Raw genomic sequence first — 21,881 nt, 5'->3', positions numbered from 1 at the left:
AGTTCACTGCCGTGTAGGCAGCTTAGAAAGTACAGCCCTCTTTGCTGCGTGTTGTGCCGATGTTCACTGCCGTGTAGGCAGCTCAGGGAGTTAAGACGAAGCAATATAACGATCCCGCCGGTGGTTGAGGCTAATAGCTAAGTTAAACACCAGTGCCCCCAGAAGCGACAACAGCACAGCTTGAGTCGGTAGCAGCGTAAACGCCACACTAAACAGCACCAGGTCAAAAATGAGCTGCACCCAGCCAGCCCGAAAGCCAGTACGCTCCTGAATATACAGAGCGACAACCCCAACACCGCCACAGCTACAACCGTGGCGAAACAGCATCAACAAGCCAATCCCTGTACACAAACCTCCTAGGACAGCGGCAACCCAACCGTTTAAATACTGGTATTGAATAAACTGAGGCATAAGGTCGGTTAACAGAGAAATACTGCTGATTGCGATCAGGGATTTAAGAGTAAAGCGCCCCCCCATGCGTATAAAAGCGAAGATAAAAAAGGGGACATTAATCAGAAAAAAAACGCTGCCAAAACTAAAGCCTGTGGCTAAAGCAATTAATAAAGCTAAGCCCGCAAATTGTCCGGTAATCAGGCCTGCTGCCTTTAACAGCGACACACCCAGCACCACCACTAAGATGCCACTTAACTCGCCCTGTACATCATCCAGCCAAGAGTGTTGTGGCTTAGACTGATGAAGGCAAACCGTTGCACAACGGGGTTGTTCACAGTTACTCATCAGATTATGAGCGAGAAACCCTGTTCTTTTGGAGCGGGGAGGGATAGCACGGCATTAGAAAATGCCCCTGTTCTCGCATCCTCTTAGGTTGAGGCTATCTCAGTTTTTATCTGTCCAAGGTATACAACTGGGCCTATACGAGGAGCAAGTTGGAGATAAGGATATATAGCCTATAAAGTTGAAAAGTCTTTATAAATCTAGGGCTTTAGAGGGAAGTAGAGCGGAGGTAACAAAAACCTGGCGCTCGGCGAGCTTATAACCAATAAGCTAACTTTATGTTTTTAAATAATTATTTAAGTTGTTTATTTTTCCTGTATACACGCCAGTGTACATAGACCTATGGAATACCCCCCCCTTCCATTTTTCCCGTCATTGCGAAGAGAGGGGAACGGGCGGTCTAGGTAGAGATAGCCTCTAAATTTTTTACCCCCCCTAGGGTTGTTAGCCCAACCCTGTCGGCTCAGCTCAGCTACCCAATCCATCATCACCAAAATGGTGATGCCTTACCTAAGATTGCCCCGTTACTTAACTCCTTTCGCTGGTGGCATTCCTGTCCATTGGGTGACAGGGTTAATAGATTTACTTAATTACATTTGATTTGGGTTTATGTGTAGCAAACACCGAACTCCCCTAAAAACTGGTGTTCCATGTGTTCCATGTGTTCCATGTGTTCCATGTGTTCCATGTGTTCCATGTGTTCCATGTGTTCCATGTGTTCCATGTGTTCCATGTGTTCCATGTGTTCCATGTGTTCCATGTGTTCCAATATGTCTACAGCCCTAGAGCCATACGGCTTTCAGGTTTGGAGCACCTTGGTGTTCCAGCCATAATCTTGGTGTTCCAGAGCATTTTAGGTGTTCCACCTAAAAAACTTAACTTATTGATTTTTAACAAAACAGGTTTGGAGCACTCAGAAATGAGCCGGTTAAAAACCAAAAAATAAGGCTGTTTTTGATGTGTTTTCACAGCAGTGTTTTTGGGGGATTTATCGGAATTTAATAGTTTTTATCTATTTATGAGCCCATAAAAAACCCAGCTTTAGGGGCTGGGTTTTGTACGGTTAGTGAGGAACACTTAAGGAGTTTCTTCGGGGTTGGTGGCAGATACTTGCACCAGTAAAACCGCTCCAGAAGCAAAAACAGCCAGACCTACCCGCATCTCACCTAAGAGGGTCACCATGTTTGAGGTAAAGTTATTGCCATCTTCACGACTGGCCATCAGGGTAGGGCTTTGTCGATCCAAGATAGCGATTTGAGCCGGATCAAGCACCATCGCAGCATTACGCGGGCAGCTTGGGCTTAATACAACGGGAACACCCCACAAAGACAGTGGCGAAGGATCACGAGGGCTTCCTAACACATACTGCCCATCGGCATCCCGTTCTGAGGCCAGTAGGTGCCAGTCAACGGGGTTCATAAGAATCAGACCGGCTACCCAGCCGCTGGCTTGCAGGTGTACTACCGCAGCCCCTAACCGATCCGCTGGGGGCATGTCGTACTGGTTGACTACACCACTTGGGGTAAAAGAGGTACTCAGGGAGAACAGGCCATTGATCCGCCCTTGTCCGCCCACACCTAGGATTAATTCGGCCTCCAGTTTAGCCAGCACACCGTACTCTAAAAGGCTCAAGAGCTTTTGGGAGAGTGCGGGCGTATCATCCAAGACCTGTGCAGAAGCCTTAGTCCAGTGGGCAACGGTGGCAATGTTGGCCGTTTCCAGCTCCATGCCATAGTTAGTTTCGGCTTTTTGGTCGCCCTCTTTGATTTGAAAGGCCGCTAGGTTATTGGCGGTCGCCAGCCGCATGTACTCAAAGGTACTGGACGTAACCGGCAGTGAGGGCAAAACCGAGAGTAGGGTTAGGCTGCGGCGTGGATCATTGTATAAGCCTTCTGCCCGTTGCGGCTGGGCAGCATAGCCTGTTGAGCCTTCAGCGCCTTGGCCTTCGTTGGTCAATGCCTTTAGGCTCATGCCTTCAATCATAACGCGCCCGGTTGAGGCAGCGCCTTTGCCTAACAGCTTGAATTGTTCGCTGTCTGTGAACAGAGAGAACATTTCAGTCCGTGCATTAACAGGGCGATCAGGGCGGCCTTTTTTAATCACTCGCCCCTGTGTGTCAAGTACATCTCCATTATTAACGTCCTGGAATGTACCCGAACCCATACCACCAAAAATTGTTTGGGCTGATTTATTGGCTTTTCCAAAGCGCCAGTCCGATTCTTTTTGAAGTTCGTCAATACGACCATGCACACGGCCAAATTCGCCCTCTACTTCGGAGCGAAATCCTTTAACGGCTTGGCCATGTTCTTCTAAAGCCTTTACAACAAGATCATGAGACATGAGAGCACCTGTTATTGGCTAATCAGTTTTTTCTTAAGTTCATACATATGCAAACTGAGGTGCTCTGCTAATAAGTCGTCCAATTGATTAATACGCTGATGCAGTCGTTTGTGTTCTGTTTCCATCTCTTGGCGTAGTTTATTAATGTCTGTATCTGCTTCTTGCGTTTTATCTGTTTTGTTAAGAGTCATTACTTATCCTTAAATCTTGAGTGATTTGGTGTAGTCGCTTTGCAATAGCCACTAACTCGGTACTGTTATCACTGCGTTCATCGCGGACGAGTGCTGACCAGCCACCCGACATTAAGCGTTTTGCTTGTCGGGACGATAAGCCCAGTGCATCGCGCACTCGGCGTTCAAAGGCTCTTGGATCATCAAGATCAAGAGCCTTTACTTCGGTGATTTGCGCTCTGGAGTTAGAGGGTAGAGATACTAAACTCACTTCAACTAATTCAACCTCTTTGATTTGTCTTATCTCTGGGGTGAGTTGAACCGAGTCAATAAGGAAAAACCCAATACTCATGGCCAGAGCACCATCTTTCATTAAGGCATAGGCTTCTTGAGCTTGGGGTACATCTAGGGTTAGTTTACCCGATACATAAAGACCGTAGTCATCCTCTTTAAAGGAAAGCCAGCGACCAATGGGTTTTTTGCTATCGTGCATCCATAGCATGGCTGGAGTTGCATAGTCTTGGTTGCGGCGCGCTAAGGATTTAGTAAAAGCTCCCGGCGCTATAATGTCTTTGTGAGAGTCTGGAATATACCCAAAGGTTGAGGCGTATCCTGAAAACAGCCCTAAACTAACTTCATCAGAAGTTGGAGATAGTTTTATTTCTAAGGGTGCTGAATAAAGTGTCTGTGTGTGCATAACGTACCTATAAGAGACAAATAAATAACTATCTGACTCAAGTAACGCATCACGCGCACTGACAATAGAAAGTTTCCGTACATCACATACGGAATCGTTAAATTATCAGTGCAAAAGTTACTGAGTACAAGTATTAATGTTTATTAAGTGTTTTATTTATTAACTACCCATCAGCGCCCCAGCATTCACCACATAGGCCCGCACTTTGGGCATACCGGGGAGGCGGATAGAGTGGGCGGCCTTGCCGTCGGTGCTGGGCTCTAGGATGCCGCGCTCCACCAAAGCCCGGTTCACTTCTTTAAGGTTCATGCCTTTAAAGACTTCATCCTTCCATGCGGTGGGCAGAAAGTAGTAGGTGACGTGGGTATGGCGGTCGGAACCTAGTCCATCCTCTTGGGTGCGTCTGAAGCCTAGGCGGTCTATGGTGCGTGGGGCGTGGTCGTCTACCTTGGGTATTTCCTGCTCCCAACGGGTGAAGCGGCTTTCACCGTGACGTTCAATCACAAGGCGTAGGCGGCTTAGGATAGCCTCTTCTTCCTGATTACCGGCTCCACCTCGGTCGGCCAGCCATGCGCCAAAGCAGACTTGGGCGGCTTGGAGTGCGGTGCCGTGGGGCCATCCGGTAATGCCTAAGCCGGTGGCCAGTTCTCCAGCGGCGTACACCAGCCCAAAACGGGCGGCGGCGCGTTTGGCTTGGCCGCTGGCGTGGGCGGGAAGGTTGCGGTGTACAAATTGCTCTACGGTTTCTTTGAGTATGCTTTGATAGGCCAGCATTTTCAGGGGATCGCAGAGGGCCGACAGGTAGGCAATTAGGGGTGTTCCGTAGTAGCGCGCTACCCGTGCTTTGAGGGCATCGGCAAGGGCCGCCCCTTCGGTAAATCCATGCAGGGTGTCGAATAGGCCGTGCCCTTTTTGGGCTTCGGCTGGGATGGCCAGTAGACGCACCTCCATACCGGCTTTGAGTTCTCGGCTGGCTTCGGCCATGTGCTGGGCTAAGGTCTTTTCCCCACTGGAGAGGAACAGTAGCCGCCATTCTTGGGTGGGTTTTCCGCTTTGGCCTCGGTCGTTTGCACGGGCTTTGCCGATGCCATTACCCAGCATGTAGACGGTTTCGCCAATAATACGGGGATCACATTGGCCGATTTCATCCAGCACTAGCAGGCCATCGGAGTGGGCAGCAGCGATGCTTTCTAGGGCATTGTCGGTGGAGCGCCACGACTTTTCAAAAGCCGGTGGGCCATACACGGAACAGGCCACCCGTCCGGCGGTGCTTTTGCCGGTGGAGCTGTTGCCGTAGAAGTGAAAGCCACCGGACTCCGCTCCGATTAGGTGGAGGAGTGGCCCCGCAAAGGCCAGACTCACGGCAAAGGCTAGGCGGTTGTTGCCGATGCACAGTGCCCCGACCTGTTGTTGCCAGTCCTCTAGGCTTCCAGCTTGCTCAAAGGGGGGCAAGGCGGAACCGGCCTCATAAAAATGCAGGTGTTCGCGGGTTTGGCCAAAAATTTGATCCGGCACTAGGTAGGCTTGCTCGTGCCAGCCCAAACGGGTCACCAGTCGGGCGCGCTCGGCACTGTCGTAGCTTTGCAGGTAGCCTTGTAGGTCGTTGCGGGCATTGCGTCCGGTACGGGTGGGAGCCAATCTCAGGCCCATATTGACCAAGGGCACTACGACTTCCTTGCCGAACTCCCCAGCCATTGCGCTGGCGGGAATGTTGAGGCGTTTGCGGGTGCCGTCGGGGTCGTCAAACTCAACCAGCACACCCCAATTTCCGCCTTTGTGGTCACGGGTGCGGGCCAGTATGTCCAGCTTGGAGCATACCGGGATAGGTTCGCCTTCCTCATTGAGGCGGAACACACCTTCATGGGTGACACGAAAGCCACCGGGTAGGGATTCGGGCTTTTTGGCGCGTGGGGCTTTGGCCTTGGGCGGGCAGGCTTTGGTGGTGGGGTTAGCCGTGGGTTTGGGCTTAGGCTGAGCGGGGCTAGGCGTTGCCTGAAACAGTGCGCCACTCTGAGCTAAAGTGCTTAGACGCTCGGCTGTCCAGCCTTGAGCCAGTGCGTCGGCTGCGTCTGCGCCTTCAGGCCAAGGGCTGTCGTGTTCAAAGGGGGCCATAGCAATTTGGCGTACCTTGGCCCCAAGCGGCTCTAACTGAAGGGTGATTTGCCCCATGCAGCTTTGGCCGCTGGCATCGTTATCGGGCCACAACCAGACTTCACGGCCTTGCAGGGGGCTGAAATCCGCTTTGGCCCATGACTTGGAGCCATTCAGCCAGCACGTTGCCACTGCATGGGGGAATAGCTCTTGAGCGGCATCAGCGGCTTTTTCCCCTTCACAGAGCACAATCACTGCATCTGGCTGTTGGGCTATGCGGTCAAGGTTTAGTAGGGGTCTAGGTTCGGGTAAGCCTTTCCACTGCCATTGATGGCGCTCAGTGCCGATGGATTGGCACCAAGTCAGTGGGGCAAATACCTTAGCCTCGGCCAAGTCGAACCGATACAGCACCATAAGCGGCTGGCCTTGGGTATTGCGGTATATCCAAAGCTTGCTGGGTGCTCCATGCTTGGGGTGTTTGCTGGGGCAGTAGCTCATCACCTCGTCAGGAATGGGCGTTATAGGCTGCCATGTATTTTGGGGTGCAGGTTTTTGAGGCGCTGGAGCGGGTGCAGTGCTCAGGCTCAGAAACTCAGCCAAGCGGGTGCAGGCTTCCTCTACTGAGCAGCGTTCTACATAGGCCACAAGGTCAATTAAGTCGCCGCCTTTGTCGCCGGTGGCAAAGTCGCTCCAGTGTCCAGTATGGCGGTTGATTTTGAACGATCCGGCTTTTTTGTCGGAGCGGGTGGGATTAGGAGCGCTGTACTCATGGCCCGCGTCAACCCATTTGCCCTCGGGCAACCAGTGGGGTAGCACTGAGTCAATGGCCCGCAGGGAAGCGGCTTTCACTTCGGCAAAGCTGGGGCGCTTCATGGTTGCCCCCCTTGGCCTTTGCAAAGCTGGCTTACGGGCCTTTCAACGTCGGACATGATATTGAAGGCGATATCGTTCAATAAGTGGGCAATCTGAGCCAGATCACTGGTGATAGTGTCATTTCCATTGTGGCCTGCAGCAATCACATGAGCTAAGGCTCCGGCCATGTTCATCAGTATGCCCGCTTGGTTCAGGGCTTCATCCAAGGGGACACCGGCTTTTATCTGCAATAAAGGATCGTGGTCGGTCAGAGCAGGAAAGCTGGTAGTTCCGGTGGTAAACAAGCGAGGATCACGCACCATGAGTCACCCCCTGTTGGGCTTCCAAAGCACGGGCTTGGCTCATGTGGTGGTGGTAGCGACTGAGGCGGGTAGATAGGGACGAATCAGCGTGCAAAGCAGCTAAGGCCATACGTCGATGGGCAATTGCCCGAATTTTGGACGGATTGAGGCTCAGGGTATGACGGTAAGTCATGGGTGTAGCTCCTAGAGTAGTGGAGCCATCACCATTCGCGGCCAAGCGAATATTGGTGACGACTGTACGCGGGTTGGCCGACCGGGACTCTAGGCACCCGGCACACCCGAAGGTGTCCCGCGCACAGCCGCCATAACACAACATTGCAGGCATAAAAAAAGCGCCTACAAAGGTCGTTGGGGCGCTGATGCGCCTAGAGAGTCTCGACCGGCCAAGGTCGACCCCTGTCGCTTTCACAAGGGCAGGCACAGAGTAGCGGGCAATAGCTGGCATGACAAGGGGTTGGCCTTGCCGTTTAAAGGGGGTGGGCATAGACTGGTGACCTGCAAAGCGGTTTTGATGGTTTCAGAGCGCCTGTGAGCGCCCTTTAACTCCAAGCGCCTATGGGTGGCTGCCCATAGGCGTTTTGCGTTTTAGGCGGCCACCTTATTTCGGCTGGCGATGCGGGCGCGTACCCAGTCTTGAACCTCAGCCAATACCCATGCCACTGGCGCGCCCCGTGCCGTGCTGTCACTGAGTTTGACCGGCAAAGGAAAGCCCACATTTGGGTCTTTCAGCATCTTATAGATGGTAGGACGGGCCAACCCCACGATGGACGACACTTCGTCTATGCGAATTAGGACGGCTGTAGGGTCGAATACGGGGGTATTTTCGGCGTTTTCGGGTAGATCGTGCGTCATAGCTATTTCCCTGTATTGGTTGAGACAAGGAATAGGCTAAGTTTTAAAAAGAAAGCCAGCCTAGCTTGGTTTTCTTTTCGACAGTCTTTTTTTCGCAGATGGATATAAACCTTCCGTTCTAAGATGGCTCCGAATGGTTGGCTTTGTTTTTTCGGTATACTCAACCAATAAGTTCACCAATGCCGAATTGGAAAGTTTTTCCCCTTTTGCCAAGCGCCGTGCAATATTGCAGGTATTTTTCGCAGCTTCATAAAATTCTTTTCTTGTATTTTTCCCTGTTTCATTACCTCCTTTTGCCCCAGATTTTTGCCTGAAATTTCTTAAAACTTCAGAGGGGTTATTAGACATATTGGCAATTTGATTTAGGCGATAGGCCAATTTCATTGTGCATACAGAGTCGACGGCTCCCCATTTGGGGGACTGTAAGATCATCACCTCAATTAGAGCATCAGCTAAAGCTAGCCCAAATTCGTCTCGCGGATAGTCGAAGTCTGAAAGAGTATTCCAAGCGTCATTTAAGGTTTCTACTTGTTTAAATGGTGTGCGTGTCCAAGCCAAATATCTGTTCAATGCTTCTTTGAGGATAAGTTCAAGGTGTGGAACATGGCTTTTTTGGCAAAGGTCTATGCAAAATGCCCGAAATCTAATACTTGGAATATTGTTTTCTAAATCCTTTTTAGTGGTTAATTTGAAGTGCGCTTCATTCTTTTGGGATCTAAATAGCTCTATTTCATTTACAAAAAAGCGTAACTCATACTCATTTCTTGGATACTCACTTCCAAGAATTTCGACCAAACTCGTTTTTCTCATTTTCCCGTGCCCAAGACTCAAGCCCGCTTCTGCGCGAAATCCCGTTGCCAACAGGTAAAAGCAGGGGCTTTTTCGTCGGCTGGCTGGCTCCTGTGTTCCACCAAAAACCCTGTTTTAGTCGGTGTTTTTAGGTGTGTTTTGCAGGGTCAAAATTGACCGTGCTTACAATCGTAAAAATGCAATTTACTTGTTAATCAATAAGTTAAGTTTTTTAGGTGGAACACCTTAAATGCTCTGGAACACCAGTATTCTGGCCGGAACACCAAAGTGTTCCAAAGCTGAAAGCCGCATGGATCTAGGGCTGTAGCTATGTTGGAACACATGGAACACCCGGAACACCAGTTTTTAGGGGAGTTCGGTGTTTGTTGCACAACAACCCTTTAACAAAATTAACGAGTTTTAACCAAATCCGTTAAAGGGAGAAAAATCTACGAATGAGGGAACGGGTGGTTTCTCTGGTAATGAGTTCCTGAAGTTTTGACCTCCCCCTGCCTATCCAATTCTTTGTTGGAAGTCCCCCTGTACTACATTGCCAGTGGCCAGCTTGTCCAAGTGGTCGGCGTACCATTGCATCATGGTACGGCGTTGCTCCAGATAGATAGCTTTGTTATAGACACCGGCTACTCCTTCTTCAACATGGGACAGTTGGGCCTCTACATGCTCTTTGGGGAATCCATGTTCACGTAGCGTAGTGGAGGCAATGTGTCTGAATCCGTGTGCGGTTTGCCGTCCGGCGTACCCCAGTCGTCTCAGGGCCATATTGAAGGCCATATTGCTGCGGGCTTGAGTTCTGCTATTCCGTCCTGGAAACAGTAGGGGATAAGCCCCTGTTAATACATGCAGCTGCTTCAGTGCTTTGAGTGCTTGGTGAGAGAGTGGGACTGTGTGGGGGCGGCGTTTCTTCATACGTGTGGCTGGAATAGACCATAAACCTTCTTTTAGATCGAATTCAGCCCATAGTGCTTCGCGTAGTTCGCTGGGGCGGACTCCGGTAAGCATTAAGAGTTGTAGCCCAAGACGTATATCGTGGGCATGAGGATAGGCGGCAATAGCCCGCAGGAGCGCAGGTAGTTCTTTATTGCTTACATGGGCGTAGTTTTCGGCTGGTTTACTGCTCAGGAAACGGCTAAGACCTTCTAAGGGATTGTGTGTGGCCCGTCCAGTAACACGCGCTAGGTCGTAGATCTCTTTACAAGAGCGGCGTACCCGTCCCATTTGCTCAATGATGCCTTTCTGTTCCATGCTTTTGAGCAGTTGCATCCATTCGATTGGGGCTATCTCTGTATACAAGCGCTTTCCAATTACAGGTAGGACATGCAGCTCAAGTGCCCCTATAGTGCGTTTAGCTGTACTGGGTGCCCAGCCAGATAGTCGCAGATCAATCCATTCTCTGGTTAGAGACTCAAACGTATTGCCGGTTGCTTTGAGTTCAGCCGCTTGGCGGGATTGCTTGCTGGTAAGAGGGTTATTCCCATCTGCCATATCGGCCTGTAACTCAGCTGCTTTTTTTCTGGCCAGCGCTCCACTTACTTGAGGGTATTTGCCTAGGCCAAGCCATGACCATTTGCCATCAGCTTTCTTATACCGAAAGTTCCATGACTTCTGGCCATTGGGGTTGACTCGTATGTATAGCCCGTTGCTGTCTAGCTCCCTATAGGAGGCATTTTCAGGCTCTAGGTTAGCTAAGGTGCTGTCTGCCAAAGGTCGGCGTTTGATGTCGCTGCGTTTCACCCATGTACACCCTTGGTTCTAATTTTCTTACGATGTACACGCCTGTATACAGGGTGGTCAAGTATAGGGAGAGATAAGGATAGATAGCCAGAGACAACAAAGCCCGCATGGGGCGGGCTTTTGTGGGGAATTTGTAGACTGCTATAGACTGGTAAAAGCAGTAACTTGGCGCACTCGGCGGGATTCGAACCCACGACCCCTGCCTTCGGAGGGCAGTACTCTATCCAGCTGAGCTACGAGTGCGTATTGGATCGGCAGTATGCTGGGTTTAAAGCCTCAGTCTGCAGCGGGGCGAGATAATACCTGTAACCATGCAGATCGTCCATGCTGGATTGTAGATATCCGTAAACTCAAATTCGGTATCCATGCGCTGATAGGCTGCGTAGGCAAGCTATCGGGCGACCGTTATACTCCGCTCATTCGTTGATGAAAGGTGTTTCCATGAAGCGTTTGCTGCTTTCCCTAATGGCTTTGCTGGTACTGACCAGCGCCTTGGCTGCTTGTGGTCAAAAAGGGCCACTGTATTTGCCAGACAGTGAAGAGGCCAAAGGCCGCTCCAAAGACCGCTTCGAGCTGTAAGGGACATTCATGGATACCTTTATTTATCGTGATGCTCAATTATGGGCTGAGCAAGTGGCGCTAAATGATGTTGCTGAGCGCTTCGGAACTCCCACCTATGTTTACTCGCGGGCCCATATTGAAGCCAGCTATCGTGCCTACGACGAAGCCTTTAAGGGCGCGCCGCATCTGGTGTGCTTTGCGGTCAAGGCTAACTCTAACCTAGGAGTCCTCAATCTGCTGTCGCGTTTGGGCGCAGGTTTTGACATCGTATCTCGGGGCGAGTTGGAGCGTGTGTTGGCCGCTGGCGGAGATCCTGCCAAAGTGGTGTTTTCAGGTGTCGGTAAAAGCCGCAGTGACATGCGCCGCGCTCTAGAAGTGGGTGTGCATTGCTTCAATGTGGAGTCCACTGAAGAGCTGGAACGCCTACAACAAGTGGCGGCTGAGTTAGGAGTTCAAGCGCCTATTTCCCTGCGGGTAAATCCCGATGTGGATGCCCAAACCCATCCCTACATCTCCACCGGCCTGAAAGAAAACAAGTTTGGCATTGATATTGACCACGCTGAACAGGTGTATCGGCGTGCGGCTGAGCTACCCAACTTAAATATTTTGGGGGTGGATTGCCATATTGGTTCGCAACTTACCAGCCTAGAGCCTTTCTTGGATGCTTTAGAGCGTTTGCTGCTGCTGATTGATCGGCTAGCAGCAGCAGGCATCAAACTCCATCATTTAGATTTGGGTGGTGGCTTGGGGGTTCGCTACCGTGATGAGCAACCACCTACGCCCCAAGAGTACATTCAGGCGGTGCAACAGCGCTTAGTCGGTCGGGATTTGGCGCTGATTGTCGAGCCGGGGCGCTCTATTGTGGCTAACGCAGGTGTGCTGCTGACGCGGGTTGAGTACCTCAAACACACCGAGCACAAAGACTTTGCCATCGTGGATGCGGCGATGAATGACTTGATTCGTCCAGCCCTCTATCAGTCATGGATGGATTTGGTTCCGGTACAACCGCGCACAGGAGAGGCCCGCCACTACGACATTGTTGGCCCCATCTGTGAAACCGGCGACTTCTTAGCTAAAGACCGCGCTCTGGTTCTGGCAGAAGGGGATTTGCTGGCCGTGCGTTCAGCCGGAGCCTATGGTTTTGTAATGAGCTCTAACTACAACACCCGAGGCCGTGCCGCTGAGGTGATGGTGGACGGAGATCAGATGCATTTGGTGCGCCGCCGTGAGTCGCTGGAAGAGTTGTATGCCAGCGAAGCCTGTTTACCACAGGAGGGGTAAGCCAAGATGCTGTTGCGTTTTACTAAAATGCACGGATTGGGTAATGACTTCATGGTGATCGACTTAGTCACCCAAGAGGCTTATATCCAACCTAAGCATGCGCGTTGCTGGGGTAATCGGCATACTGGCATTGGTTTTGATCAATTGCTGCTGGTGGAGCCACCGACTCGTCCAGACGTGGATTTTCGCTACCGGATTTTTAACGCCGATGGTTCCGAGGTGGAGCAATGTGGCAACGGAGCCCGCTGTTTTGCGCGCTTTGTGCTGGACAAGCGTTTGACCACCAAGCGCTGTATTCGGGTGGAAACCCGCAGCGGCATCATTGAATTAAACGTGCGCCGCGATGGGCAAGTCTGTGTGGATATGGGCCCGCCGCGCTTTCAACCAGCACAGATTCCCTTCAAGGCTGAAGTGGAAGCTATTAGCTATAGCCTAGAGGTTGAGGCACAGAGCCTTGAGCTGGCCGCCATTTCTATGGGTAATCCCCACGCGGTATTGGCTGTTGAGGATATCCAGACCGCGCCTGTGCATCACCTCGGGCCTTTGGTAGAAAATCATCCGCGTTTTCCGCAGCGGGTCAACGTGGGCTTTTTGCAGGTGTTGGATCGGCACAGAGCCCGTTTAAGAGTCTGGGAGCGTGGGGCTGGGGAAACTCAAGCCTGTGGTACAGGAGCCTGTGCAGCAGCGGTGGCGGCGATTCGTCAGGGGTGGATGGACTCTCCGGTACAGATTGATTTGCCGGGGGGCAGTTTACATATTGAATGGGCGGGGCCCGGTCAGTCGGTATTTATGACCGGCCCTGCCGTGCGCGTATTTGAAGGGCAGACTCGCTTATGACTCAGGATCGCTTAACCGCACCCGCTTTGGAGGCTGCACAGGTGGCCGCCTACCTGCGGGAGCACCCGGATTTTTTTGTGGAGCAGGACGAGCTGTTACAGGCGTTACGCATTCCCCACGCTCCACGCGGTGCCATCTCCTTGGTTGAGCGACAACTGTATTCCTTTCGGCACCGCAACGAGCACCTGCATGAGCGCCTTGGCAGCATGTTGGAGACGGCGCGGGACAACGATCGTTTGTTCGAGAAAACCCGCCGCCTGATCTTGGCTTTAATGGATGCAGATAGCTTGGAGGAGGTCATTGGTGTAGTGGATGAAAGTTTGCGCCATGACTTTAACGTGCCCTATACCAGCTTGATTTTATTCAGCCAACACGCGCTCCCTGTGGGCCGTAGTGTTTCTGCAGAACAGGCGTTGAGCGCTATCGGTGGTTTATTGTTGGAGCGTCAAGGCATCTGTGGTGTGCTGCGCCCCAACGACTTGGCCTTCTTGTTTGAGGACGATAGCCCACATATTGGGTCGGCGGCGGTGATTGCGGTGGGTGGGCGTGCGGTATTAGCCATAGGTACGCCTGATCCTCAGCATTACAAAGGCTCCTTGGGCACTTTATTTTTAGCCCACATCGCTGAGGTGTTGGAGCGGGTTCTGGCGCGTTTTTCGACCCAACTGGAATGCATTGGATAGCGCCGGGAGATTCCTATGTCGTCGCTGGAAACCGATCTACAGGCCTATTTAGACTATCTGCGCTATGAGCGGCAGATGTCGGTACATACCCTAGATGGCTATCGGCGCGATCTGGAAAAACTGCTGGAGCACTGTCGCCGTCAAAAGCTCAAAGCATGGGAAGAGGTCACTCAACCTCATCTGCGTCAACTGGTGAGCCAACTGCACAGCAAAGGATTATCGGGGCGTAGTCTGGCGCGCTTGCTTTCGGCGGTGCGTAGCTTTTACCGCTACTTATTGTCTCAAGAGCGCTGCATCCATGATCCGGTGAATGGTCTGGCGGCTCCTAAGGGGCTACGCAAATTACCCAAGGTGTTGGATGCCGACCGAGCCATGCAGCTCTTGGATACCGAGGTGCCCAATGAGTTTTTAGCGCGCCGTGACCATGCCATGTTGGAGCTGTTTTATTCCTCTGGGCTGCGCTTATCCGAGCTGGTGGAGTTGGACATGGATAAGCTGGATCTGGTCGAGGGCTTAGTGCAGGTACAGGGCAAAGGCAATAAAGCGCGGATTGTGCCCGTTGGTCGGCAAGCTCGTGAGGCCATTACCCGTTGGTTGGCATTGCGCTTAATGACCGCGCCACAGGATGCCGCCGTTTTTGTAAGTCATACCGGAAAGCGCCTCACCCCCCGCGCCGTGCAATTGCGCGTCCGCGCCTTTGCCACTCGGGTCTTAGGGCAACATGTTCATCCCCATATGCTGCGGCACAGTTTTGCCAGCCACCTGCTGGAGTCCTCCCACGATCTGCGGGCTATTCAAGAGTTATTGGGCCATGCGGATATTACCACCACCCAGATCTATACCCATTTGGACTTTCAACAGTTGTCCAAAATCTACGATCAGGCCCATCCGCGTGCCAAACGCAAGCAGAGTTCCGAATGAGTAGTATCCGACTGATTACCTTTGATCTTGACGACACCTTTTGGTATGCCGCTCCGGCCATTGACCGCGCTGAAATGGCACTGCAACGCTGGTTGGCTGAACATGCACCGCAAATCGGGGATTTTACCCGGGAGGTGTTGGCTCAGTTGCGTCAACAGGTACTCAGTCAGCAGCCCGAATTAAGTCATAGAGTCAGCACTCTACGCCGCAAGGTTCTGGAGCGCGCTTTCAGTGAAGCCGGTTACGAGGCTAGCCAGCGCAATGAAATAGTCGAGCGCGCCTTTCAGGTGTTTTTAGAGGCCCGGCATTCAGTTGAGGTATTCCCTGAGGTACGCCCAGTGTTGGAGTCACTGCAAGGCCGTTATCAATTGGGCGTGCTCACCAATGGTAATGCCGATGTGCATCGCTTAGGCTTGGGCGATTATTTCCAGTTTGCTCTGTCGGCGGAGGAGTTGGGCATTGGTAAGCCCGATCTGCGTCCCTTCTCCGAGGCTTTGCAACGCGCAGGCGTACAGCCTACTGAGGCAGTGCATATCGGCGATCATCCGGTGGATGATATTCAGGGGGCGCGTCAGGCTGGAGTGCGCTCTATTTGGTTTAATCCTTTGGGTAAGCTTTGGCAGCAGGGGATACCGCCCGATGCACAGGTACAAAGCTTAGCGGAAATACCTGTACTGATTGATCGCTGGGCAGCGGAACGGCTTTAACCCTAGCCGGTCTATAAGGCTAGAAGCACACATCAGGAATAGCCTTATGCTAAGGGTACTCAGCGTTATCGGTGTATGGGTTTTGTGTTTAGGCGCTAGTGCCTTGGCTAAGGCCGATACCTACCAACTTTTGTATCAAGCGGCCGGTTGGCCTGAGCAACGCGCCCACTTTCGGCAGGCACTGGAGCTAGCCCAGCAGCGCTACCAAAGCAGTTTGCCCACCTTGGTGTATGAAACGCTGGTCGCTAACAGCAATCAGCGTTTTGCGGCCACCGCCGTAGATCAACGGGCACTGGGTGCGCTGCGCCAACAGTTGCCCAGTCCTCAAACGGCTTTATCCTTCTACCAATCTTCGTTAGGACGCAAGATTGTAGCCGCCGAGGTTAGAGCTTCAAGTGCTGACCAACTAGCATACTATGCTCAGGGATTACCGGTGATTCAGGCGGGCTCTACGCGACAGTTGTTGATCCGCAGCTTGGCTCAAACCATCCCAGTAACGGCTTTGGGCGCTGAGGTCAGTTTGGCGTTAGCCAGTGTCGCGGCAGATAGTTTGACGCAAATGCTGCCGGGGCTGGCGATGGGCAATCAAGCGCAAAGTATGGTGGAAAACCAGCGCCAGCGTTTGCTTAACCGTTTTGAGCCCGAGGTGGATAACTGGTTGTTGCACATCTATCAAGACTTGTCCGATGCGGAGCTGGATGAGTATCTGATGTTTGCTCAGTCCCCGCAGGGCCGAGCCTACTATCAAGCGGCCTTGCAGGCGGTGCGGACAGGCTTGGCCGTAGGGCAAGACAGCAGCCGCTTATCTCAATCTAGCAGTGCTCGACCCTAAGTCACTCCAGCCACTCTTGGAGGGATGAGAATACCTGCTGGCGAATATCGGCCCGTTCCCCGACGAGGTGGTGGCGTGCGCCTTTTAACAGCTTAATTTGGGGTTGGTTAAACTTGTGCTGCAGTATGGGCAGGTTGTGTTGCCAATCCACGGTTTTATCCTGATCACCTTGAATAATCAAAGGGCTTTGGATACTACTGGGAGCCTGTTCGATGTAGGGAATCCAGCGGGCCAAAGCGCCCACCCAAGCCGTAGGTAAAATCTTAGCTTGCAGGGGGTCTTGGTGTTTCACAAAGGCCAAAAAGTCTGCGTCATTGGAGTTGTTGCTAAAGCTACGGGGGATTTTGCGCACCCAAGGCTTGAGCAGACAATAGCTGAGATAACCCCGCGTCCAGTGGTAGGGACGCACCAAAGGCGCTAACAAAACATCACGTCCGGCTGGGAGGCCTTCTGCTGGAGGATGCAGCAGGTAGTCAAGCAGAATGGCCGCTCCTGTACTTTGCCCCAAACGATGCCACGGCTGAGGTAGTTGTAAACGCTGGGCTTCTGCCAATAGAGCCTGCAATACCTGTTGGTATTCGCTAAAGCTGCGAATGCTGGCTTGGGCTCCGCTGGATAATCCATGACCGGGTAGATCGCAAGAGAGCACACAAAATCCTTGTGCCAGCGCCCAGCGCACCAGATGTCGATACAAACCCATATGGTCGTAGTAGCCATGCAACACTATCAAGGTGGCGCGTGGTTGAGTAGGGCACCAGACTTGAGTCACTATCTGATACTCCGCTACGGACAGCACGCCCAAGTGGCTGTGTGCTTGAGGGGGTAAATCTTGGTTTAAGCCATAAAAGCTTTGGTAGTTTTGTTGCTCTGAAGTCAGTGGGCGCTGTAGGTCAAGGGCGGTGAGCTGGGTGCGAATAGATTCAGCGTGGAAGTTAGGAGTCATGGGTACTTCCTGTACAGATTGTGGTCAAAGGTGACTTATGTTGGTTCGGCACTGGGGGCTTTGGGGCGGAGGCTTGGCGGCTGTGGGGGCGCTGCTTCTACTCCTTGTGTTTAAAGATCCTGCGTTTAGTCCGCGTTCTAAAGTGTTTTCTGCCACAGCCCTATCGGTGCCTAAGACGTTAGAGGCCGAACAGTCGATACGTTTGGTGCATTTTTGGGATCCCGCCTGCCCCTGTAATGTAGGCAATCAGGCTCATTTATTGGCGATTGTGCAGCAGTTTGCCCCTCAAGGGGTACGTTTTTACAGCGTTAAACGGGCCGGGCGTAGAGGGCAATTGCCCGCTGTGTTTTCTGCAGTACAGCCCTTAGAGGAGGAGCACAACTGGGCACAGATTCCTGCCAGTCCAGCCGTGGCGATTTGGAATGCTCAGGGGGATTTGGTCTATTTTGGGCCTTACACGGAGGGCGCTAACTGCAACGTCACCCGTGGATTTGTGGAGCCCATTTTAGAGGCCACCTTAGCTGGCCGCTCTGTACAGGCTACCCACCAACTGGCAGTAGCCTGTTTTTGCGATTGGAACTGACTTATGCCTCTTGAGCTTGGCGCAATGCCTGAATGCGGTTTTCTTCCGCGCGGCGGCTTAAGTACCAAATTAAAAAAGTCACCAAAGATACCGCTAATAAAATCAAGCTGGCGACCGCATTAATCTCCGGTTTTACCCCTAGGCGCACGGCGGAAAAAATCTCCATCGGCAAAGTGGTTGAGCCGGGGCCGGACACAAAGCTGGCCAGCACCAGATCATCCAACGACAGGGCAAAGGACATCATCCCACCGGCGACTAGCGAAGGCGCGATCATAGGAATGGTGATCAGGATAAACACCTTCCAAGGCCGTGCGCCCAGATCCATAGCCGCTTCTTCGATGGATAAATCCAGCTCCCGTAGCCGTGCCGAAACTACAATAGCCACATAGGAAGAGCAAAAAGTGGTGTGGGCGATCCAGATGGTGGTTAATCCGCGCTCTGGCCAACCAATCAATTGCGACATGGCTACGAACAGCAGTAGCAGAGATAGGCCGGTGATCACCTCCGGCATGACCAAGGGCGCAGTGACTAACCCCCCAAACAAAGTGCGTCCCCGAAAGCGAGGCAGGCGGGTTAGCACAAAGGCTGCCAGTGTTCCTAAGGTAACGGCGGCCAAGGCGGTAAAAAAGGCTACCTGTAGTGAGCGGCCCACCGCAGCCATTAGTTGGCTGTTATCAAACAGACCGGCATACCACTCCAAAGACCAGCCGCCCCACACTGTCACCAATTTGGAGGCGTTGAAGGAGTAAATCACCAAAATCAGCATGGGCAGATAGATAAAGGCCAGACCGCCCCACAGCATTAGCGTAGAAAAGCTCAGACGTTTCACAGGCGGCCCTCCAATTCTTTAGCTTGGTTACGGTTGAACAGCAGGATGGGTACAATCAGAATCAACAGCATCAGCACGGCTAAGGCCGCCGCCACTGGCCAATCACGGTTGTTGAAGAATTCTTGCCACAGCACTTTGCCAATCATCAGGGTTTCGGGGCCGCCCAAAAGTTCAGGAATCACAAACTCACCGACTACCGGAATAAACACCAGCATACAACCGGCGATGATGCCGCCTTTGGACAGCGGAACAGTAATTTTCCAGAAGCTTTCGATGGGACGTGCCCCGAGATCGGCAGCAGCTTCTAGCAAGGTTGGGTCGTGTTTGACTAAGTTGGCGTACAAAGGCAACACCATAAACGGCAGGTACGCGTAGACCACGCCAATATAGACGGCGGTATCTGAGTTCAAAATTTGCAAGGGTTCAGAGATAAATCCAAGGCCCATCAATAGGTTATTGATTAGACCGTTATTGCTGAGAATGCCCATCCAAGCGTACACACGGATCAAAATAGCCGTCCAAGTCGGCATCATAATCAGCAACAGGAGCACCGTTTGTAAATCCTTGCGCGCTTTGCTGATGGCATAGGCCATAGGATAACCGATCAACAAGCACACCAACGTGCTGATGCTGGCGATCTTCAACGACCCTAAATAGGCAGACCAATAAAGCCCATCTTCGGCCAGTAATAGGTAGTTACCAAAATTCACCAGTACTTGAAGTTGCTGATCTACATAGCGGACAAGCTCGGTATAAGGCGGAATGGCAACCTCTGCACTGGAGAAGCTGATCTTCAGTACCATGGCAAAGGGTAGTAGAAAAAACAGTGCCAACCAGATAAAGGGCACGCCAATCACCAGACGGCGGCCAAGATTCAGAGAGGGGATGTTCATTGGGCCTTAGTGTCTCCTGTAGGCTTGCCACCGGAGTCACAGTCTGTGGACTGTGACTCTGGGGTGATGGATGGCACAGTATCGAATGGGGTTCGAGGGCTCGTATTGTGGCTTTTTTTATTCCTCACAGCATCTTGCTTCAGCGTTAGGCGGCTAAGCAGCGCTAACAAGCTGTACATAAGGGCTGTAGGTATGGGTTCTGGGTGCGCAATGTACCTGTAGTCGGATCAAAAAAACACCTGATTACCCGGATGAAATGGGGGGATTTTTTGCCGGAATAACCCGATCTGTGGTGCAATGGTGCTCCTTGTCCGTTGAAGAACAGGATTGCTCGGTAAATGCGAATGCGCCTGATGTTGTTGGGTGGCGGCAATGCCCTGGGTCAGGCATTAATCCGCCTAGGTTCAGAGGAAGATATAGAGTTTCTCGCGCCGCGCCCCCCAGAAAGTGGTTGGGATGTTGCCAGTCTGACTGAGGTCTTGGACGAAAGTCGTCCTGATGTTGTGATTAATTTGGCGTACTACCACGATTGGTTTCAGGCTAAGGCGGTGGACTCACTGCGTTTGAATCACCAAGAGCATGTAGTGCGCTGGTTAGCGGTGCTCTGTCAGCAGCGCGGAGTGATTCTAGTCCAGCCTTCCAGTTACCGCTTGTTTGATGGTACGCGCACTATGCCCTATGGAGAGTCGGACATTCCGGCTCCTCTGGATGCACGGGGTCATCTGTTTATGACCATTGAGCAGGCTTTGCATGCCTTGTGTCATCAGCATGTAATCATTCGTTTCGGTTGGCTGCTGGACGATAGCCCCGAAGGTTGGTTAGGACGATTTTTAGCCCAACTGGAACAGGAAAAGCCCCTGAGCTTGGCCGATGATCGACGTGGACAGCCCACGCCGGTAGAAGATGCAGCCAGTGCCATTTTGGCGGTACTCAAGCAGTTAGACTGCAAGGCTGATTTGTGGGGGACTTATCAGTACGGCGGCTATGATGCAGTAAGCCAATTGATCTTAGGCCAAGCAGTGTTGGCAGAGGCAAGCATTTTTGGTCGGGTGCGCCAAAAAGACTTGTTATCGCGCCCCCATGTGGATTGCCCCGATTCTATGGTTGAACCGCAACATGCCGTATTAGCCTGTAAAAAAATCACCCATACTTTTGGCATTAAACCGCGTCCTTGGCGAGCGGCATTACCCACTCTAATGGATAGTTATTACCGACATGTCTGATGCCCCTGTATTAATTACCGGCGGTGCGGGGTTTATCGGCTCCCACGTTGTAGAGGCTTTATTGGTGCAAGGCCAATCCGTACGGGTGCTGGATAATTTCTCTACCGGCAAGCGCTCTAATCTTAAGCCTCATCCTCAATTAGAGGTGCTTGAGGGCAATGTGGCCGATGCAGCTCAAGTGGAGCGAGCGGTCAAGGGGTGCTGTGCAGTAATACACTTGGCGGCGGTTGCTTCGGTGCAGGCTTCGGTGGATGATCCTTTGGGAACCCACCAATCCAATTTTCTGGGTACGCTTAATCTGTGTGAGGCGATGCGCAAACAGGGGGTACAGCGGGTGCTCTTTGCCTCTAGTGCTGCTGTTTATGGGCCAAACGGAGAAGGTGTGGCAGTCGCCGAGGATACGCCTAAAGCGCCTTTAACGCCTTACGCAGTGGATAAATTAGCCAGCGAGTACTACTTGGATTTTTATCGCCGCCAACATGGGTTTCAGCCGGTTATCTTCCGGTTGTTTAATATCTATGGGCCGCGCCAAGATCCTTCCTCCCCTTATTCTGGGGTGATCAGCATTTTTATCGAGCGTACCCATCGTCAACAGCCCATTTGGGTATTTGGTGATGGCGAGCAAACCCGTGACTTTGTGTATGTGGAGGATTTGGTTCAGTTACTGATACAAGGCTTACAGCAAGCACAACCTACACACCTGCCCGTTAATGTCGGCTTGGGGCGCTCTACCACCTTAAATCAGCTATTGGCTCATATTGCCAAGACTTCAGGCACTGTCTTGCCTTCGGTTACTCATAAAGAGGCACGCTCTGGAGATATTCGGCATTCAAGGGCGGATAACCAGCGTTTGCAAGAGCATTACCAATTACCTGGGGTGACGAGTCTGGATGAAGGATTAAGCCGCACTTTGGCCAGTGTGTTGGATCGGAACTAATAAAGTTTAGGCATAAAAAAAGGCATCCTTGGAGGATGCCTTTTTTGGGG

25 protein-coding genes, 1 tRNA gene and 1 CRISPR repeat array (1 of these 27 only partly in view) are annotated in these 21,881 nt (G+C 52.0%); of the genes, 12 read left to right on the top strand and 14 right to left on the bottom strand.

Annotation, left to right across the window (positions count from 1 at the left end; all coding sequences use genetic code 11):
* Positions 1-89: direct repeats of the CRISPR family, unit length 28 nt; unit sequence GTTCACTGCCGTGTAGGCAGCTTAGAAA; it reaches 180 nt to the left of the window's first position.
* 1 nt (position 90) lies between these two features.
* Positions 91-738 carry a YitT family protein gene (locus tag LX59_RS01000; protein WP_144569975.1) on the bottom strand — a complete coding sequence of 216 codons (648 nt, stop codon included), beginning with the start codon at positions 736-738 and terminating at the stop codon, positions 91-93.
* A 649-nt stretch (positions 739-1,387) separates the two neighbouring features.
* On the opposite strand from LX59_RS01000, the gene LX59_RS15805 reads away from it, so the two are divergent.
* Positions 1,388-1,681, top strand: a complete 294-nt coding sequence (locus LX59_RS15805) for a hypothetical protein (RefSeq protein WP_144569974.1) — start codon at positions 1,388-1,390, stop codon at positions 1,679-1,681.
* A 131-nt stretch (positions 1,682-1,812) separates the two neighbouring features.
* On the opposite strand, the gene LX59_RS00990 is transcribed toward LX59_RS15805, so the two are convergent.
* The 10 genes from LX59_RS00990 to LX59_RS00945 all read right to left on the bottom strand — a co-directional run bounded on the left by LX59_RS00990 (position 1,813) and on the right by LX59_RS00945 (position 10,844).
* Entirely contained in the window at positions 1,813-3,075 is a 1,263-nt protein-coding gene (locus LX59_RS00990; RefSeq protein WP_144569973.1) for a phage major capsid protein, read from the bottom strand.
* A gap of 11 nt (positions 3,076-3,086) precedes the next feature.
* Complete coding sequence (locus tag LX59_RS00985) at positions 3,087-3,266, bottom strand: hypothetical protein (RefSeq protein WP_144569972.1); 180 nt, start codon at positions 3,264-3,266, stop codon at positions 3,087-3,089.
* Complete coding sequence (locus LX59_RS00980; protein ID WP_144569971.1) at positions 3,256-3,942, bottom strand: HK97 family phage prohead protease; 687 nt, start codon at positions 3,940-3,942, stop codon at positions 3,256-3,258. Before LX59_RS00980 ends, LX59_RS00985 begins: the two co-directional genes overlap by 11 nt.
* Before the next feature lie 159 nt (positions 3,943-4,101).
* A complete protein-coding gene (locus tag LX59_RS00975; protein ID WP_144569970.1) occupies positions 4,102-6,906 on the bottom strand; it encodes a DUF927 domain-containing protein in 2,805 nt (934 codons plus the stop codon).
* Positions 6,903-7,208 (bottom strand): DUF3077 domain-containing protein, encoded by a 306-nt coding sequence (locus tag LX59_RS00970; protein ID WP_144569969.1) that lies wholly within the window; start codon positions 7,206-7,208, stop codon positions 6,903-6,905. Before LX59_RS00970 ends, LX59_RS00975 begins: the two co-directional genes overlap by 4 nt.
* Positions 7,198-7,380, bottom strand: coding sequence for a hypothetical protein (locus tag LX59_RS00965; protein WP_144570235.1), 183 nt, complete (start codon positions 7,378-7,380; stop codon positions 7,198-7,200). Before LX59_RS00965 ends, LX59_RS00970 begins: the two co-directional genes overlap by 11 nt.
* 413 nt (positions 7,381-7,793) lie before the next feature.
* Complete coding sequence (locus tag LX59_RS00960) at positions 7,794-8,060, bottom strand: helix-turn-helix transcriptional regulator (protein WP_144569968.1); 267 nt, start codon at positions 8,058-8,060, stop codon at positions 7,794-7,796.
* 60 nt (positions 8,061-8,120) lie between these two features.
* Complete coding sequence (locus LX59_RS00955; protein WP_144569967.1) at positions 8,121-8,891, bottom strand: hypothetical protein; 771 nt, start codon at positions 8,889-8,891, stop codon at positions 8,121-8,123.
* 471 nt (positions 8,892-9,362) lie between these two features.
* Positions 9,363-10,601, bottom strand: a complete 1,239-nt coding sequence (locus LX59_RS00950) for a tyrosine-type recombinase/integrase (RefSeq protein ID WP_144569966.1) — start codon at positions 10,599-10,601, stop codon at positions 9,363-9,365.
* Between the two features lie 166 nt (positions 10,602-10,767).
* Positions 10,768-10,844: transfer RNA gene (locus LX59_RS00945), tRNA-Arg, on the bottom strand.
* A 16-nt stretch (positions 10,845-10,860) separates the two neighbouring features.
* Between LX59_RS00945 and LX59_RS15525 the strand changes: the two genes are divergently transcribed.
* From LX59_RS15525 to LX59_RS00910, 8 genes are read left to right on the top strand one after another with little or no spacing between them, the layout of a single operon-like run.
* Positions 10,861-11,028 carry a hypothetical protein gene (locus LX59_RS15525; RefSeq protein WP_170234313.1) on the top strand — a complete coding sequence of 56 codons (168 nt, stop codon included), beginning with the start codon at positions 10,861-10,863 and terminating at the stop codon, positions 11,026-11,028.
* Between the two features lie 14 nt (positions 11,029-11,042).
* Complete coding sequence (gene lptM, locus LX59_RS00940; RefSeq protein ID WP_144569965.1) at positions 11,043-11,180, top strand: LPS translocon maturation chaperone LptM; 138 nt, start codon at positions 11,043-11,045, stop codon at positions 11,178-11,180.
* Positions 11,181-11,189: 9 nt separating this feature from the next.
* Positions 11,190-12,443 carry a diaminopimelate decarboxylase gene (gene lysA / locus LX59_RS00935; RefSeq protein ID WP_144569964.1) on the top strand — a complete coding sequence of 418 codons (1,254 nt, stop codon included), beginning with the start codon at positions 11,190-11,192 and terminating at the stop codon, positions 12,441-12,443.
* Between the two features lie 6 nt (positions 12,444-12,449).
* Entirely contained in the window at positions 12,450-13,280 is an 831-nt protein-coding gene (gene dapF, locus LX59_RS00930; protein ID WP_144569963.1) for a diaminopimelate epimerase, read from the top strand.
* The gene (locus LX59_RS00925) at positions 13,277-13,963 is read left to right on the top strand and encodes a DUF484 family protein (RefSeq protein WP_144569962.1); all 687 of its coding nucleotides are present in this window, start codon (positions 13,277-13,279) and stop codon (positions 13,961-13,963) included. The genes dapF and LX59_RS00925 overlap by 4 nt, the downstream gene beginning before the upstream one ends.
* 24 nt (positions 13,964-13,987) lie before the next feature.
* On the top strand, positions 13,988-14,884 hold the full coding sequence (gene xerC / locus LX59_RS00920; RefSeq protein WP_144570234.1) for a tyrosine recombinase XerC: 897 nt from the start codon (positions 13,988-13,990) through the stop codon (positions 14,882-14,884).
* A complete protein-coding gene (locus LX59_RS00915) occupies positions 14,881-15,591 on the top strand; it encodes an HAD family hydrolase (protein ID WP_144569961.1) in 711 nt (236 codons plus the stop codon). Before xerC ends, LX59_RS00915 begins: the two co-directional genes overlap by 4 nt.
* 46 nt (positions 15,592-15,637) lie before the next feature.
* A complete protein-coding gene (locus LX59_RS00910; protein WP_246118646.1) occupies positions 15,638-16,423 on the top strand; it encodes a hypothetical protein in 786 nt (261 codons plus the stop codon).
* Position 16,424: 1 nt separating this feature from the next.
* Here LX59_RS00910 and bipL read toward each other — a convergent pair whose 3' ends face one another.
* Positions 16,425-17,366 carry a phospholipase BipL gene (gene bipL, locus LX59_RS00905; RefSeq protein ID WP_144569960.1) on the bottom strand — a complete coding sequence of 314 codons (942 nt, stop codon included), beginning with the start codon at positions 17,364-17,366 and terminating at the stop codon, positions 16,425-16,427.
* A 37-nt stretch (positions 17,367-17,403) separates the two neighbouring features.
* On the opposite strand from bipL, the gene LX59_RS00900 reads away from it, so the two are divergent.
* Complete coding sequence (locus LX59_RS00900; RefSeq protein ID WP_144569959.1) at positions 17,404-17,949, top strand: DUF6436 domain-containing protein; 546 nt, start codon at positions 17,404-17,406, stop codon at positions 17,947-17,949.
* Position 17,950: 1 nt separating this feature from the next.
* Here the strand turns inward: LX59_RS00900 and LX59_RS00895 are convergent, their stop codons facing one another.
* On the bottom strand, positions 17,951-18,778 hold the full coding sequence (locus LX59_RS00895; RefSeq protein WP_144569958.1) for an ABC transporter permease subunit: 828 nt from the start codon (positions 18,776-18,778) through the stop codon (positions 17,951-17,953).
* Positions 18,775-19,671 (bottom strand): ABC transporter permease subunit, encoded by an 897-nt coding sequence (locus LX59_RS00890; protein ID WP_425457461.1) that lies wholly within the window; start codon positions 19,669-19,671, stop codon positions 18,775-18,777. Before LX59_RS00890 ends, LX59_RS00895 begins: the two co-directional genes overlap by 4 nt.
* Positions 19,672-20,009: 338 nt before the next feature.
* Between LX59_RS00890 and LX59_RS00885 the strand changes: the two genes are divergently transcribed.
* Together LX59_RS00885 and LX59_RS00880 are read left to right on the top strand one after the other, a co-directional pair.
* The gene (locus LX59_RS00885) at positions 20,010-20,894 is read left to right on the top strand and encodes a sugar nucleotide-binding protein (protein ID WP_144569957.1); all 885 of its coding nucleotides are present in this window, start codon (positions 20,010-20,012) and stop codon (positions 20,892-20,894) included.
* Positions 20,887-21,831, top strand: coding sequence for an NAD-dependent epimerase/dehydratase family protein (locus tag LX59_RS00880; RefSeq protein WP_144569956.1), 945 nt, complete (start codon positions 20,887-20,889; stop codon positions 21,829-21,831). Before LX59_RS00885 ends, LX59_RS00880 begins: the two co-directional genes overlap by 8 nt.
* Positions 21,832-21,881: the final 50 nt, after the last annotated feature.

It is taken from the genome of Azomonas agilis (assembly GCF_007830255.1).
In the GTDB taxonomy this organism is placed as follows: domain Bacteria; phylum Pseudomonadota; class Gammaproteobacteria; order Pseudomonadales; family Pseudomonadaceae; genus Azomonas; species Azomonas agilis.
Note: the sequence above shows the minus strand (reverse complement) of the source record. Positions and strands in the feature narration are given on the sequence as shown.